Raw genomic sequence first — 14,488 nt, forward strand, 5'->3', positions numbered from 1 at the left:
CGCGCTCGCCGACGCGCTCGGCGGACGACGTCTCACGCTCCGCACGCTCGACGTCGGCGGCGACAAGCCGCTGCCGTACGCGCCGGTGCCGCCGGGCGACAACCCGTTCCTCGGCGTCCGCGGCCTGCGGTTTTCGCTGCTGCGCCCGGATCTGTTCACGGCGCAGCTGACCGCGATGGTGCAGGTCGCGTACGAGACGCCGGTGACCGTGCTGTTCCCGATGGTCAGCACCGTCGACGAGCTGACCGCCGCCCGGACGGCCCTGGACGACGCGGTCCGGGCGGTGGGCCGCGGTACGCCGTCGGGGTTGCGGGTCGGCGCGATGGTCGAGGTGCCTGCCGCCGCGCTCAAGGCGTCCGCGCTGGCGCCGCTCGTCGACGTGTTCAGCGTCGGCACCAACGACCTCACGCAGTACACGCTCGCGGCCGCCCGCGGCGACGGGGGAGTGGCGGCGCTCGGCGATCCGTGGGACCCCGCGGTGCTCCGCCTGGTCGACGCGGTGTGCCGTGCGGCCGGGGACCGGGTGACGGTCAGCGTCTGCGGTGAGTTCGCGTCGGAGCCCGGGGCGGCCGCGGTGCTGGTCGGGCTCGGCGTCCGCGAGCTGAGCGTCGCACCGGCATTGGTGCCGGGCGTGAAGCAGGCGGTCCGGGAGATCTCCGCCGGTTCGGAGGCGGCCCTCGCCGCGGAGGCACTCACTCGCGGCAGCACGGCCGAGGCTCGCGCGCTCTTCACCGGGCGGTGAAGGCTGCGCGTGACGTCAGGTGGACCCTTCCGTGCCCGTGGAAGGGTCCACCTGACGTCAGGTGGCCGCGCTGAGCCGTCGGCTCAGCGGGTGACGGCCGCGGCGGCCCGGCGGCGACGGGCGGCGGGGATCACCAGCGGAGTGTCGGTCTCCGGGTCCGGGACGACCTGGCACGGGATGCCGAACACGTCCTCGACCAGCTCAGCCGTGACGACGTCGGACGGCGGCCCCTCCGCCACGACCTTTCCGGCGCGCATCGCGATCAGGTGCGTCGCGTACCGGCAGGCGTGGTTGAGGTCGTGCAGCACAGCGACGAGCGTCCGGTTCTCCCGCTCGTGCAGCTCGGCACAGAGGTCGAGCACCTCGAGCTGGTGCGCGATGTCCAGGTAGGTGGTCGGCTCGTCCAGCAGCAGGATCGGCGTCTGCTGGGCGAGCGCCATCGCGAGCCACACCCGCTGCCGCTGGCCGCCGGAGAGTTCGTCGACGAGCCGCAGCGCCAAGTCCTGGACGCCGGTCGCCGCCATCGACTCGGCGACGACCTTCTCGTCCTCGCGGGACCACTGGCGCAGCAGCTTCTGGTGCGGGTACCGGCCGCGGGAGACCAGGTCGGCCACCGTGATGCCGTCCGGGGCGGTCGGGCTCTGGGGCAGCAGGCCCAGCCGCCGCGCGACCTCCTTGGACGGCAGCGAGCTGATCAGCTGCCCGTCGAGGTGGACCGCGCCTGCCTTCGGCTTGAGCATCCGCGCCAGCGCGCGGAGCAGCGTCGACTTGCCGCACGCGTTCGGGCCGACGATGACCGTCAGCGAACCGTCCGGGATCTCGACGTCCAGCCCTTCGGCGACGACGCGCTGGTCGTAGGCCAGCTCGACCTTCTCGGCGTACAACCGGGACCGGCCTGCCATCCCGTCTCCTCCCGCACGCGCGACCCCCGACGGCGGCCACACCCAAGCATCTTAGGTGAGCCTAACCATGGCGCGGAACAGCCTAACCCGCGGGCTCAGTCGGTGGCATCGACCCGGACCAACGCGACGACCGGGATCACCCGCGGAGTCTTCACCTGATGGTCCGCGAAGAACGGGTACTTCTCCACGATGCGGGCGAACAGGGCGTCCCGCTCGGCGCCTGCGGTGACGACGGCGTCGGCTTCGTAGGTCTCGCTGCCGACCTCCACCGTCACCCGCGGGTTAGCGACGAGGTTGTGGTACCAGTCCGGATGGCGGGGGGCACCGACGTTGGACGGTACGACGAGCAGCCGGTCGCCGTCCGGGATGTACATCATCGGCGTGGTGCGGTGGAGCCCGGAGCGGGCCCCCACCGTCGTGAGCAGGAGCAGCGGACGATCTCCCATCGCGGCTCCGCGGCTCTCCCGGAACTGGGCGATCAGCTGCTGATTGTGGGCCCCGATGTCGTCGGGCACGGTCATGTGTCCTCCTGGAGATTCGGTCACCCGTCACTCTGGTCCAGGTGCATGACATCCACTGTCAGGATTCGAAGGAGTGCAGAATGCGACAAGCTCTCGCGAACGCGTCCGCGGCCACCGCCAGCGCGGACACAATGGAGCGGTTCGGACCGGAGTGAACCGAGGAGTGTGTGTCAGGTGTCGGTGAAGACCAGGATCCGGTGGATCGGCCGGCACGGGGTGGCGCGGGTCGTGATCGGAAGGGCGCACCGCCGGGGAGACCTGCACGCGCGCATTCTGAGCGACCCCGCCGCCCGTGCGGACCCCTACCCGACCTATGACGAAATCCGGGCCCGCGGGCCGCTGGTGCCGGGCCAGCTCATGATGCAGGCGGTGAGCCACCAGGCCGTCACCGACATCCTGCGCAGCGATGCGTTCGCGGTCGGGTTCGACCCGGAGGCGATGCCCTTCCTCGCGCGGAAGCTCTTCACCCGGGTGGCCGCCGACGAGCGGATCGTCGGACCGATCGATCCGCCGTCGCTGCTGGTCACCAACCCGCCAGACCACACCCGGTACCGGCGGCTGGTGAGCCGCGTGTTCACCGCGAAGGCCGTCGAGGCGTTGCGGGGCCGGGTCGAGGAGCGCACCGCCGAACTGCTCGACGCGATGGCCGCGCGCCCGGACGGCCAACCGCTGGACCTGGTGTCGGAGTTCGCCAGCCTGCTTCCGGTCACCGTGATCGCGGAGATCCTCGGGGTGCCGCTGGACATGCGCAAGCAGTTCCTGACCTGGGGCTCGATGGCCGCGCCCGTGCTCGACATCGGTCTGTCCTACCAGCAGTACGTCGAGTCGGAGACCGCGCTGGAGCAGATGTCCGACTGGATGTACGGCCACTTCGAGAAGCTCCGCCGGGAGCCCGGTGACGACATCGTCAGCCAGCTCGTCCACCTCGACGACGCGAGCGGCCAGCTCGACAACCGGGAGCTGCTCGCGATCGCCGGGCTACTGCTCGCGGCCGGCTTCGAGACGACCGTGAACTTGCTGGGCAGCGGGGCGGTGCTGCTGATCGAGAACCCGGACCAGCGCGCGGCGCTGGAGGCCGACCCGTCGCTCTGGGCGAACGCGGTCGACGAGATCCTGCGGTTCGAGTCCCCGGTGCAGGCGACCAGCCGGCGGTCGATCCGGGACACCGAGGTGTGCGGTGTGCCGGTGCCGACCGGTTCGTTCGTCACCGCGATGATCGGTGGCGCCAACCGGGACCCCGAGGTCTTCCCGGACCCGCACACGTTCGACGTCCGCCGCAGCAACGCCAAGGAGCACCTCGCGTTCTCCAGCGGTGCCCACTACTGCCTCGGGGCGTCGCTGGCGCGGCTGGAGGGCGAGATCGGGCTACGCCGCCTGTTCGAGCGGTTCCCCGACCTCTCGCTCGCCGGCAAGCCCTCGCTGCGCAGCACCCGCACCCTCCGCGGCTTCGACCAGATCCCGGTTCACCTGAACAGCAACCGCCCCGCCGAACCCGAGCCCCACGCCGTTTGACGCCGAATCCGCCTCCACGCGCGCCGTGGAGGCGGATTCGGCGTAAGTCAGCGCCTGCGGACCTGGGCCAGGACGGCGGCGAAGCGGCGGACGCGGGGGGAGGAGACGAACTCCTCCAGCGTCACCGGCCGGTGCTCCTCCGGGGCGTCGCCCGGCACCGCGAGCGGCAGCCGCCAGTTCGGGTACTCGTCCATGGTGCCGGGCAGGTTCGGCTGCCGGAGGTCGCCGACGGCGTCTCCGGGGGCGGCGAGCACCATCCGGCACGGCGTCCGGACCAGCAGCGCGTGCAGCCCGAGCACCGCCTCCTCAGTCGCCTGCCCCGGCTCGTCGGGGCCAGTCAGCAACCCCTCGGACCGCAATAGCCCGATCAGGGCCGCCCGCTCGGTCGCCGCGCTCGCCAGCTCCTCGTCGACCGAGCGGCCCAGCACGCCCAGCTCGGCTCGGACCCGGACGTGCTCCCCGGTGAGGAACCCGGCCGCGGTCGGCAGGTCGTGCGTGGTGACGCTCGCCGCGGCGCCTTCCCGCCACGCGGCCGGCGGCCGCGGTCGCTCCGGCAGTTCACCTTCGACGTCGACGGACGGATCGGGGTCGTCCCGCTCGAACCAGAGCACGTTGCTGCCGAGGACGTCGCGCGCGGCCAGTGCGGTGGCGACGTGCGGCTCGACCGTGCCCAGGTCCTCGCCGACCACCAGCGCGCCGGCGCGGTGAGCCTCCAGCGCGAGCACGCCGAGGAACGCATCCGGGTCGTAGCGGACGTACGTCCCTTCGGTCGCCGAGCGCCCGGCCGGTACCCACCAGAGCCGGAACAGCCCGAGGACGTGGTCGATGCGGACACCGCCGGCCGACCGCAGCGCCGCCCGGAGCATGTCCCGGTACGGGCCGTACCCGGCCTCAGCCAGGCGTCGCGGGTTCCACGGCGGCAGCTGCCAGTTCTGGCCCTGCTGGTTGAACGAGTCCGGCGGCGCGCCGATCGTCGCACCGTCGGCCAGCACGTCCTGCAGGCCCCACGCGTCGGCGCCGCCAGGGTCGACGCCGACCGCGAGGTCGTGGACGACGCCGACCGGCATCCCCGCCGCACGGGCGGCGTCCCCCACCGCGGCGAGCTGCTCGTCGCAGAGGAACTGCAGCCAGGCGTGGAACTCGATCCGGTCGGTCAGCCGCGTGCGCGCGGCGGCCACCGCGTCCCCGGCCGGGTGGTGCAGCTCGTCCGGCCAGGACTGCCAGGGGACGCCGTGCTCCTCGGCCAGCGCGCAGAACGTCGCGAAGTCCTCCAGGCCCTGGCCCTGCTCGGCGCGGAACGCGGCCACGGCGGCGGCCCGCTCGCCGGAGCGCGCCAGGTCGAACAGCAGCTCCAACGCCGCGAGCTTCGCGGTCCACACCGGGTCGCGCACGATCCGATCGGCGGGCGCCTCCGGGCGCAGGGCGTCCGCCGCGGCCTGCTGCTCCGGCGACGCGGCCCGGTACTCGGGCGTGTCGGTGATCCGCAGGTACAGCGGGCTCCGGAAGCGCCGGCTCGACGGGTAGTAGGGCGAGTTCTCCAGTGGCAGCACCGGCGACGGCGCGTGCAGCGGGTTGCAGACGACGGTCCCGGCGCCCAGCTCGGCGCCGCTCCAGGTGACCAGCTCGCGCAGGTCGCCGTAGTCGCCCAGCCCCCACGACTCGGCGCTGCGCAGCGCGTACAGCTGGAGCATCCAGCCCCAGACCCGGCCGGCGTCCGCCGGGTACGGCACCCGGGCCGGTGCGGCCACCAACACGGCCTCGGCGGTCCCAGCCCCGGTCGACCCGCTCCCGGTCGACCCGGTCCCGGTGGAGACCGACAGCCGGTGCCAGCCGGGCGGCAACGCGGGCAGCGTCACGGTGCGCGCCTCGTGCGGCACCCCGTCGACGTCGCGCGCCTCCGTCACGTCCGCTGAGGCAGTGGCAGTGACCTCGGCCCCGTCCTCGGTGCGGACGCGCGCGGACAGCGACCCACCCGCCGGGGCGCGGACCACGACGGTGGCCGGCTCGTCCGCAGTCACGACGACGGTCGGCGGCAGCAGCCGCCGCCAAGGGGTCAGCTCGGCGTCGGCGAGCGACGCCGCGATCGCCTCGGGCGTGTCCGCCGCGACCCCGAGCGCGCCGAGCACGGCGACGACCGTGGACGCGGTGACGGTCACCGGTCGTCCGGTCGACCCGACGTACTCGGTGGCGACGCCGTGTGCGGCGGCCAGCGCGGCCAGGTCCGGGTCGATGCTGTCATTTGCTGCCGTCTGTGCACCCACGACCGATCAACCTAGTCGGGTTGCGACCGGCTGGTTGGCTAGCGCCATGAGTGACGTTTCCGACGTGTCGCCCGAGGTTGAAGCGGACGGCGAGGGGCACCCCGCCAGACCGCGGCGGCGGTTGCTGGGGCTGGCGATCGGGTTCGTCGTCCTCGGGGTGTTGGCCCTGGTCGCCTCGGTGGCGTGGACTCTGACCGCGTCGGCGGGGCACCGGTACGGCGTGGACGAGGCTCCGGACGCTCCGGTCGCGATCGTCTTCGGTGCTCAGCTACGCCCGGACGGCACTCCGAAGCCGTTCCTGGCCGGTCGGCTGGACACCGCGGCGGAGCTCTACCGGGCCGGCACGGTCCGGGCGCTGCTCGTCTCCGGGGACGGGCGGGGCACGTCCGGCGACGAGGTGGCGGCGATGACGCGGTACCTGACGGCGCGGGGAGTGCCTGCCGACCGGATCGTCGGCGACCCGAACGGGCTCGACACCTACGACACCTGCGCGCGGGCGCACCAGGTCTTCGGAGTGCGGCGTGCACTGCTGGTGAGTCAGTCGTTCCACGTCCCCCGGGCGGTGACGCTCTGCCGCCACGTAGGCATCGACGCGGACGGGGTGGCGAGCCGGTGTGACACGTGTAGCGACAAGACACTGTGGCGCAACCGGGTGCGGGAGGTACCGGCCGCGTTCAAGGCCGCCGGGGACGCCCTGCGGGATCGGCCGCCGGTGGTAGTTTCCCCGCGCGATTCCGCGCTCGACAAGGCCCTGAGCAGGTAGAACGCGAACACCCTAGCGCGTCGATGGCAAGTGCCGAACGCGCCGACGCGAATTGCTCCCGAGCCTCATCCGAACGGCGTATTCGCGAGTGTTCGGTAAGAGACAGATCAAGTGTCCAACGGCCGATCGTCCGGACCGCTCCCCGGGCGCACCCTGAGAGCACCACAACAGCACCGGGGCAGCGCCACTTCAGGTTACGAGCGAGGGGAGAAGGTCATGAGCACCATCATCGACGCCGAGGCACTGTTCGTCAGCGTTCTGCAGCCGTCCGACCTGCCCACGCCGGAGGAGGTCCGCGCCGCGATCGCCAGCGCTCTGCGGAGCTGCGGCGGTGCGGACGGATGCGCCGCCCGGCTCGCCGCCGAGTTCGGCGAGCACCCGGAGACGGCGGTCGCCCGAATGCAGTGGGCAATCCAGACTCTCGCGGCCTGAGACGCCTCCGACCGAATCTTCGCGGCTCTGTCTCCCGACCGACCCGTACGCGGCAACGCCGACGCGTGCGGGTCTTTCCGTGTGTCGACGCGGCCTCGCCCACGCCGCACCGAACCCCGGCGGAGGTGGGCTTTACGCTCGTCCTCGACGCCAGTCACCGGATGGATTCAGAAAACCGTCCGTACGTACCGTGACACGAGGTCAGGAGGGTGGCAACGTGGCGGTGAACGCAGGTCGACCGGCGTCCGAACGGCATCCGTCTCGCGATTGGTCCGGAGGCCCGGGGAGGTGCTACACACTGAGGTTTGTTCAGCCGGCCCGCACGCAAAGCCTTCGGCTCGGCGCGCTTCGGACGCTGAACAATTCTCATTGTCACCGCGGGGAGACGCGGCCGTCATCGACGGTGAGCAGGCTGGGGGGTCAGCCCATTCCCGCGGGTACAGGCATGGCCGCGTGTCGGCCGGAAGGACGAGGAGGTGCGGCGCCGATGGTGATCCAAGCGCGCAGCGGATCGCTACGGTCCGTCAACAGGCCCGGTGATTCGCGCGGCGGGCCGCGACGGCTCGTCGGCGGGTCGGCGAGCACGAACGACCGGGCCGTGCTCCGGGCGGGCGTCCGATGATCAGTGGCGGCGGTTTCGACCGCATCCGCGTGCCGGTGTCGGCCGACGCCCTGGCAGCCCGCTCGCCGTTCCCGCCGATCGCGGACTACGGCTTCCTCTCCGACTGCGAAGTCATGGCGCTGGTCGCACCGAGCGGCAACGTCGAGTGGCTCTGCCTGCCGCGGCTGGACTCGCCGAGCGTCTTCGGCGCGGTGCTCGACCGGGACGCCGGCGGTTTCCGGCTCGGGCCGGCCGACAACATGGTGCCGGTCGACCGACGGTACCTGCCCGGCACGATGGTCCTGGAGACCTCCTGGGAGTCCTCCGGCGGCTGGCTGATCGTCCGCGACACGCTGCTGATCGGCCCGTGGCACCACAACGACCACTTCTCGCCCACCCAGCGGCGCGCCCCCACCGACTACGACGCGCAGCACATGCTGCTGCGGACCGTCCGGTGCGTGAAGGGCGAAGTCCAGGTCGTGATGGACTGCGAGCCGATGTTCGACTACGGGCGCTACCAGGCCCGCTGGTCCTACACCGACCGCGGCTACCACCAGGGCATGGCGACCAGCGCCAACGGCGAGGACAGCGCGCCCAAGCTGCGGCTGACCACCGACATGCGGATCGGCTTCGAGGGTGGCCGCGCCACCTCACGGACGCTGCTGAAGGAGGGCGACCAGCGGTTCGCCGTGCTCTCCTGGGCGTCGGTCGAGCCGCCGTACGACGTCGACGACGCGATCGCGCGCCAGACCTGGACCGCACACCACTGGCAGCACTGGCTGGCCCGCGGCTCGTTCCCCGACCACCCGTGGCGTGGTCACCTGCAGCGCAGCGCGCTCACGCTCAAGGGTCTGACCTACGCGTCCAGCGGCGCGCTGGTGGCCGCGGCGACGACGTCGCTGCCGGAGACCCCCCAGGGGGAGCGGAACTGGGACTACCGCTACAGCTGGATCCGCGACTCGACGTTCGCGCTCTGGGGCCTGTACACGCTGGGCTTCGACTGGGAGGCCGACGACTTCTTCAACTTCGTCGCCGACGTCGCGTCCCAGGGCGACCTGCAGGTCATGTACGGAGTGGACGGCGAGCGGGTGCTCACCGAGCACGTGCTCGACCACCTGTCCGGGTACGACGGCGCGCGGCCGGTGCGCATCGGCAACGGCGCGTTCGACCAGCAGCAGCACGACGTCTGGGGCGCCGTGTTGGACTCGATGTACCTGCACACCCGGTCACGCGACCGACTGGACGACCGCACCTGGAAGATCATGCGGCGTCAGGTGGAGAAGGCGATCGAACACTGGCGGGAGCCCGACCGGGGGATCTGGGAGGTCCGCGGCGAGCCCAAGCACTTCACGTCGTCGAAGGTGATGTGCTGGGTCGCGGTCGACCGGGGAGCGCGGCTGGCCCGGCTCCGGCAGGAGTACGAGCTGGCCGACTCGTGGCAGAAGGTCGCCGACGAGATCCACGCCGACATCTGCGAACACGGCGTCGACTCGCGCGGGGTGTTCACCCAGCACTACGACACCGACGCGCTGGACGCATCCGCGCTGATGCTGCCGCTGGTGCGGTTCCTGCCGCCGGACGACCCGCGGATCAAGGCGACGGTGCTGGCTATCGCCGACGAGCTCACCGTCGAGGGCCTCGTGCTGCGCTACAAGGTGGAGGAGACCGACGACGGCCTGCGTGGCGAGGAGGGCACGTTCGCGATCTGCTCGTTCTGGCTAGTGTCGGCGCTCGCCGAGATCGGGGAGCTGGACCGGGCGCGGCAGCTCTGCGGCAAGCTGCTGTCGTTCGCGAGCCCGCTGGGGTTGTACGCGGAGGAACTCGACCCGTACTCGGGCAAGCACCTCGGCAACTTCCCCCAGGCGTTCACGCACCTCGCGCTGATCAACGCGGTGATGCACGTGATCCGCGCAGAACACGGCACTCCCTGAGGGCGGCCCGCCCAGAACGATGCTCCCGAGCGGGCGCGACCACTTGAGTATGCAGTTATACGCGGCGTGGCCGCGCCGGATCGGCAGCGCCGCCCTGGGCGGGCTCCAGGTTCGTAGTCAGGGGACAACACTGCGCGCGCCTGGCGGCGCTTCAACGGCAACTGCATCATGCGGACGCGGGGCAGCGCGCCGCCGCAGCCGGGGGGCGGCGCTGGCCGGCGCCGTCCGCCCGGCCCGCTGACAGTCGCGCGCCAACGCATTTTCGGGAACACCACCTCACGCCGGGCCCCGCGGACACGCTTTTTCGGGAACACCCCCCACCCGCGGCCCTCCACCCCGGAGCTTCCGAAACCACCTCGCGCGGCCCGCACACATGGACTTTCGGGAAGAGCACCTCACGCTGGTCCCGGCGCACACGCTTTTTCGGGGAGATCACCCCAGCCGCGGCCCGCGCACACGCTTTTTCGGGAAGACCACCCCAGCCGCGGCCCGCGCACACGCTTTTTCGGGAAGAGCACCTCACGCTGGGCCTGGCGCACACGCTCTTTCGGGAAGACCATGTCGCCCGGCCCGTGCACGTGGATGTTCGGGAAGAGCACCTCACGCTGGGCCTGGCGCACACGCTCTTTCGGGAAGACCATGTCGCCCGGCCCGCGCACGCGGATTTTCGGGAAGCCCACCTCACTCGGGGGCTCGCGTCCGCGGACTTTCGGGAAGAGCACCTCACGCTGGGCCCCGCGCACGCGGATTTTCGGGAACGCCACCTCGACTGGGCCCGCGCAGGCGGATTTTCGGGAAAACCACCGCCCGTGGGTCTCGCGGATGGGTTCTCCCGCGGGTTGCTGGCAGCGCGGACGAGACGTGCCTTCGCGAAGCACGCACCAGCGCTCGGCCACGGCGCGGAGTGCGGTGACGTTTCTGGTGGTCCGTATCCGAGTAGCTGACGCCTGTCCATGGTTGTCGCCCCTTCCGGGTGGCGCGCACAGTCGTTGTCGCGGATTCCGCGCTATGGCACGGAGAACGCCACATCCACGTCGCCGGGCACCCGGAGGGCGCGACATCCATGGGGTCGGGCACCCGGGAGGCGCGACAACCATGTGGTTGGGACCCGGGAAGGGCGACATCCACATTGCGAGGCACCCCGGGATGGCGACATCCATGCCGCCGGGCACCTGGAAAGCGCGACATTCATGTGGTCGGGCACCCGGAGGGCGCGACATTCATGTGGTCGGGCACCCGGAGGGCGCGACATCCATGGCGCCGGAGGCCCGGGAAGCGCGACATTCATGTGGTCGGCGCACCCGGAGAGCGCGACAACCATTTCGTCGGGTGCCGGCGAGGGCCGGGCCTTCCGTCGGTTATGCCTTGATGCCGCGGAGGATGAGGTCGGGAGCGGCGGCTAGCCAGCGGGTGCGGACCTTTTCGGGGTCGCGGGAGTCGAACGCGTCGATCGCGGCGGCGAGGATCATGCCGTTGATCGAGCGGGCGGTGACCCCGACGTCGAGGTCGGCGCGGAGGAAGCCTTTCGCGACGCCGTTGGCCAGATAGGCCTGGGTGACGCCGCCGAACGTGTTCAGCCCCGCCGTCAGCGCTCGGGTGAAATCCCGATCGACCCCCAGCGCCTCGGCGAAGAAGAAGCGGCCGAGCGCCGGCTCCTCGGTGAACACCGCGAACAGCTTCTCGGCGACCCGCGCGAACTGCGCCCGGCACTCGTCCAGCGTGTCGGCGGCGGCCGCGTTCTCGTCGCGGATCGTGTCGTTGAGCCGCTCCAGCACATGGACGAGCACGTGGCTGACGATGTCTCGCTTGTTCCGGAAGTAGCGGTAGAACGTTCCGTGCCCGATGTTCAGGACGGCGGCGATATCGGCGATGCCGGTGGCGTGGTAACCGCGCTCGGCGAAGATCTCCAGCGCTGCCCCGACGATCTCGTCACGACGCCGTTGGGCAATGGCACCCTGCGCGGCCTCACGGTGTGGCATCGTCTACTCCCATGCGGAATGACACGTCATTCAGCTTAGCGACGAGGCCTCGGCGGAGTCCGGGCGGGTCGCGGCTGCCGCTCGGGGTGCGCACCGCGCTGGGGCTGGCCTGGCCCGGACCGGACCCGCGAGCGCTGCGCGCGGCGGTGGCCGGTCGGACCGTGCTGGTCACCGGGGCTTCGTCGGGGATCGGGGAGGCCACCGCCCGGCAGGTGGCCGCCGCCGGGGGCACCGTGCTGCTGGTCGCGCGCACCGCGGAGCGGCTCGCGGCGGTCCGGGCCGAGATCGAGGCGGTCGGCGGCGCAGCGTTCGACCATCCCGCCGATCTGTCCGACCCGGACGCGATCGAGGCCCTGGTCGACGAGATCCTCGCGCGCCACGGCGGCGTGGACGTCGTGGTGAACAACGCCGGGCGGTCGATCCGCCGCCCGGTCGACGCCGCCTACCAGCGTTTCCACGACTACACCCGGACGATCGACGTCAACTATCTGGGGCCGGTGCGGCTGCTGCTCGGGCTGCTGCCCGGGATGCGCGCGCGGGGACGCGGCCACCTGGTGAACATCTCGACGGTCGGCGTCGACCTGCCGCCGCCGCAGTGGACGGCGTACCTGGCGTCCAAATCGGCGTTCGAAGCGTGGGTCCGGGCCGCCGCGCCGGAGCTGCGGGCCGACGGCGTCCGGACGACCTCGATCCACTTTCCGCTGGTGCACACCGCGATGAGCGCGCCGACCGCGGAGTTCTCGCGGCTGCCGGGCATGTCGGCGGACGAGGCCGGGGCCGTGGTGTGCCGAGCGCTCGCGTACCGGCCGCGCCTGGTGAGCCCGTGGTGGGCGCGGGTCGGCGGCCTGATCGGCGACGCGCTGCCCGCCCCGCTGGACGCCGCCCTCACGCGGTACCACCGCACCACGCGATCCGCAGCCACGGCCCACGACGCCGCGACCGCCGGGGACGAGGCCGCGACCGCCGGGGACGAGGCCGCGACCGCCGCGGACGAGGCGGGGGCCGCGCGATGAGGGGCGGAGCCGCGCGGCGGCGGGCGGCCGGGCGTGGTGGCCGCGGGCCGGTGGGCTTCGTGGCGCAGACCGCCCGCACGCTGGTGCGCACCGGCATCGTCGGCCCGATGCGGCCGCGGGTGCTCGGGGACGTCGTCCGCACCGCGTACCGGTACGGGCCGGCCCTGCCGACGATGCTCGGCATCGCCGCCGCCCGCTACCCCGACCGGCCGGCCGTGATCGACGACCACGAGGTCGTCACCTACGCCGAACTGCGTCGCCGCGCGGACACCGCCGCCGCCTTCCTCCACCACCACGGCCGGCTGCGGCGGGGTTCGAAGCTCGGCATCCTCTGTCGCAACCACGCCGGTTTCGCGACGGCGACGCTGGGGGGCGCGGCGATCGGCGCCGACCTGGTGTTCCTCAACACCGAGTTCGCTGGGCCCCAACTGGCCGAGGTGCTCGCCCGGGAACGCGTCGCGGCGCTCTTCCAGGACAGCGAGTTCGACGAGGCGGTCGACCGGGCCGGGTTCGCCGGCCCGCGCGTCGCCGCGGATCTGCCTCTGCGCGAGGACGGCGGCACGCCGGCCGCGCCCGCGGTCCGCGGAGCGAGCCGGATCGTGATGCTGACCTCGGGCACCACCGGCACCCCGAAGGGCGCCCCGCGCGACGTGCGCCCGCTCGCACTGGCGGTTCCGGCGATCGGCATGGTGGACGCGATGGGCCTGCGGTCCGGCGACCCGCTGGTCGTCCTGCCGCCGCTCTTCCACGGGTTCGGGCTCGCCTACTGGACGCTCGCACTGGCCCTGGGCAGCCCGATCGTGATCCGCCGCCGGTTCGAACCGGAGGTGGCGTGGCAGCTGGTCTCCCAGCATCGGGCCGCCGCGCTGTTCGGCGTCCCGGTGATGCTGCAGCGCATGCTCACGGTGCCGCGGGAGCTCCGGCGCGAGTGCGACACGACGAGCCTCAAGGCGATCGGTGTCGCCGGGGCGCCGCTGGGGCCCGCGCTCGCCGACCGCCTCCTCGACGAGTTCGGCGACGTCGTGTTCAACCTGTACGGCTCGACCGAGACCGGTTGGTCCACGTTCGCGACCCCTGCGGATCTGCGGGCGGCGCCCGGCACGATCGGGCCGCCCGCGCAGGGCGTCACCGTGCGGGTGCTCGACCCGAACGGTCGCCGCCTGCCGCCCGGAGAGACCGGCACCCTGCACGTCGGCAGCCGGATGACGTTCTCCGGCTACAGCGGCGGCGGCGGAAAGGCCGTCGTGGACGGGTTGATGAACACCGGCGATCTGGGGCACGTCGACGAGGCCGGTCGTCTGTTCGTGGACGGTCGGGAGGACGACATGATCGTCTCCGGCGGCGAGAACGTGTTCCCGCAGGAGGTCGAGGAGCTGCTCGCCCGGCACGAGGCCGTCGCCGACGTCGCGGTGTTCGGCGTCCCGGACGACGAGTTCGGGCAGCGGCTGGCCGCCCACGTCGTGCCGGTCGACGGGGCCACCGTGACCGCGGACGAGCTGCGCGCGCACGTCCGGGCGAACTTGGCCCGGTACAAGGTTCCGCGGGATGTCGTGTTCACCGACGACCTTCCTCGCAACGCCACCGGCAAGGTGCTCACCCGGCAGCTCAAGTCCTAGGGCAGGGAGGCCCCATGGTCGAGGTCGATGTTTTCTGGGCGTACGGGATCGGGGCGGGCTTCGCGCTCGCCGCGGCCGCCCAACTCCGCGCAGGTACCGCGACGGCCGACCTCGCGGCCGCGGCAACGCGCGCGCCCGAAGCCGGGCCGCCCGAGTCCGGCGCCGCCGACGGTTCCGCTCCCCAAAGCCCGCGCACCGGCGCCGCCGCGACTCGC

The 14,488-nt window shown here is 72.4% G+C and carries 12 protein-coding genes and 1 pseudogene; 8 read left to right on the top strand and 5 right to left on the bottom strand.

What is annotated here, in order from left to right; genetic code table 11:
* A partial coding sequence (locus ABEB28_RS40330; RefSeq protein WP_345733595.1) for a putative PEP-binding protein occupies positions 1-742 on the top strand: 742 nt, incomplete at its 5' end.
* A gap of 83 nt (positions 743-825) precedes the next feature.
* Here the strand turns inward: ABEB28_RS40330 and ABEB28_RS40335 are convergent.
* The gene (locus ABEB28_RS40335) at positions 826-1,644 is read right to left on the bottom strand and encodes an ABC transporter ATP-binding protein (RefSeq protein ID WP_345733596.1); all 819 of its coding nucleotides are present in this window, start codon (positions 1,642-1,644) and stop codon (positions 826-828) included.
* A gap of 95 nt (positions 1,645-1,739) precedes the next feature.
* Positions 1,740-2,165, bottom strand: coding sequence for a nitroreductase family deazaflavin-dependent oxidoreductase (locus tag ABEB28_RS40340; RefSeq protein ID WP_345733597.1), 426 nt, complete (start codon positions 2,163-2,165; stop codon positions 1,740-1,742).
* A gap of 180 nt (positions 2,166-2,345) precedes the next feature.
* On the opposite strand from ABEB28_RS40340, the gene ABEB28_RS40345 reads away from it, so the two are divergent.
* Positions 2,346-3,677: a cytochrome P450 gene (locus ABEB28_RS40345; RefSeq protein WP_345733598.1), complete on the top strand. Its 1,332-nt coding sequence runs from the start codon at positions 2,346-2,348 to the stop codon at positions 3,675-3,677.
* 47 nt (positions 3,678-3,724) lie between these two features.
* On the opposite strand, the gene malQ is transcribed toward ABEB28_RS40345, so the two are convergent.
* Positions 3,725-5,938 carry a 4-alpha-glucanotransferase gene (malQ, locus tag ABEB28_RS40350; RefSeq protein WP_345733599.1) on the bottom strand — a complete coding sequence of 738 codons (2,214 nt, stop codon included), beginning with the start codon at positions 5,936-5,938 and terminating at the stop codon, positions 3,725-3,727.
* A 46-nt stretch (positions 5,939-5,984) separates the two neighbouring features.
* On the opposite strand from malQ, the gene ABEB28_RS40355 reads away from it, so the two are divergent.
* The 3 genes from ABEB28_RS40355 to ABEB28_RS40365 all read left to right on the top strand — a co-directional run bounded on the left by ABEB28_RS40355 (position 5,985) and on the right by ABEB28_RS40365 (position 9,665).
* On the top strand, positions 5,985-6,701 hold the full coding sequence (locus ABEB28_RS40355; protein ID WP_345733600.1) for a SanA/YdcF family protein: 717 nt from the start codon (positions 5,985-5,987) through the stop codon (positions 6,699-6,701).
* Between the two features lie 216 nt (positions 6,702-6,917).
* The gene (locus ABEB28_RS40360; protein WP_345733601.1) at positions 6,918-7,133 is read left to right on the top strand and encodes a hypothetical protein; all 216 of its coding nucleotides are present in this window, start codon (positions 6,918-6,920) and stop codon (positions 7,131-7,133) included.
* A 618-nt stretch (positions 7,134-7,751) separates the two neighbouring features.
* Positions 7,752-9,665, top strand: coding sequence for a glycoside hydrolase family 15 protein (locus ABEB28_RS40365; RefSeq protein WP_345733602.1), 1,914 nt, complete (start codon positions 7,752-7,754; stop codon positions 9,663-9,665).
* 395 nt (positions 9,666-10,060) lie between these two features.
* On the opposite strand, the gene ABEB28_RS40370 is transcribed toward ABEB28_RS40365, so the two are convergent.
* Positions 10,061-10,561 (bottom strand): hypothetical protein, encoded by a 501-nt coding sequence (locus tag ABEB28_RS40370; protein ID WP_345733603.1) that lies wholly within the window; start codon positions 10,559-10,561, stop codon positions 10,061-10,063.
* Positions 10,562-11,023: 462 nt separating this feature from the next.
* Positions 11,024-11,644 (bottom strand): TetR/AcrR family transcriptional regulator, encoded by a 621-nt coding sequence (locus ABEB28_RS40375; RefSeq protein WP_345733604.1) that lies wholly within the window; start codon positions 11,642-11,644, stop codon positions 11,024-11,026.
* An 86-nt stretch (positions 11,645-11,730) separates the two neighbouring features.
* Between ABEB28_RS40375 and ABEB28_RS40380 the strand changes: the two genes are divergently transcribed.
* From ABEB28_RS40380 to ABEB28_RS40390, 3 genes and pseudogenes are all read left to right on the top strand, one after another.
* Positions 11,731-12,657, top strand: a complete 927-nt coding sequence (locus ABEB28_RS40380; RefSeq protein ID WP_345733605.1) for an SDR family NAD(P)-dependent oxidoreductase — start codon at positions 11,731-11,733, stop codon at positions 12,655-12,657.
* The gene (locus tag ABEB28_RS40385) at positions 12,654-14,273 is read left to right on the top strand and encodes an AMP-binding protein (protein WP_345733606.1); all 1,620 of its coding nucleotides are present in this window, start codon (positions 12,654-12,656) and stop codon (positions 14,271-14,273) included. Before ABEB28_RS40380 ends, ABEB28_RS40385 begins: the two co-directional genes overlap by 4 nt.
* A gap of 14 nt (positions 14,274-14,287) precedes the next feature.
* Positions 14,288-14,488 (top strand): annotated as a pseudogene (locus tag ABEB28_RS40390) (hypothetical protein); the annotation flags it as partial.

It is taken from the genome of Cryptosporangium minutisporangium (assembly GCF_039536245.1).
In the GTDB taxonomy this organism is placed as follows: Bacteria; Actinomycetota; Actinomycetes; order Mycobacteriales; family Cryptosporangiaceae; genus Cryptosporangium; species Cryptosporangium minutisporangium.

What these genes read in the sequence shown, in the direction of transcription:
- ABEB28_RS40335 (WP_345733596.1), bottom strand. Translation starts at nt 1,644, where the DNA reads ATGGCAGGCCGGTCCCGGTTGTACGCCGAGAAGGTCGAGCTGGCCTAC.
- ABEB28_RS40340 (WP_345733597.1), bottom strand. Translation starts at nt 2,165, where the DNA reads ATGACCGTGCCCGACGACATCGGGGCCCACAATCAGCAGCTGATCGCC.
- ABEB28_RS40355 (WP_345733600.1), top strand. Translation starts at nt 5,985, where the DNA reads ATGAGTGACGTTTCCGACGTGTCGCCCGAGGTTGAAGCGGACGGCGAG.
- ABEB28_RS40360 (WP_345733601.1), top strand. Translation starts at nt 6,918, where the DNA reads ATGAGCACCATCATCGACGCCGAGGCACTGTTCGTCAGCGTTCTGCAG.
- ABEB28_RS40365 (WP_345733602.1), top strand. Translation starts at nt 7,752, where the DNA reads ATGATCAGTGGCGGCGGTTTCGACCGCATCCGCGTGCCGGTGTCGGCC.
- ABEB28_RS40375 (WP_345733604.1), bottom strand. Translation starts at nt 11,644, where the DNA reads ATGCCACACCGTGAGGCCGCGCAGGGTGCCATTGCCCAACGGCGTCGT.
- ABEB28_RS40385 (WP_345733606.1), top strand. Translation starts at nt 12,654, where the DNA reads ATGAGGGGCGGAGCCGCGCGGCGGCGGGCGGCCGGGCGTGGTGGCCGC.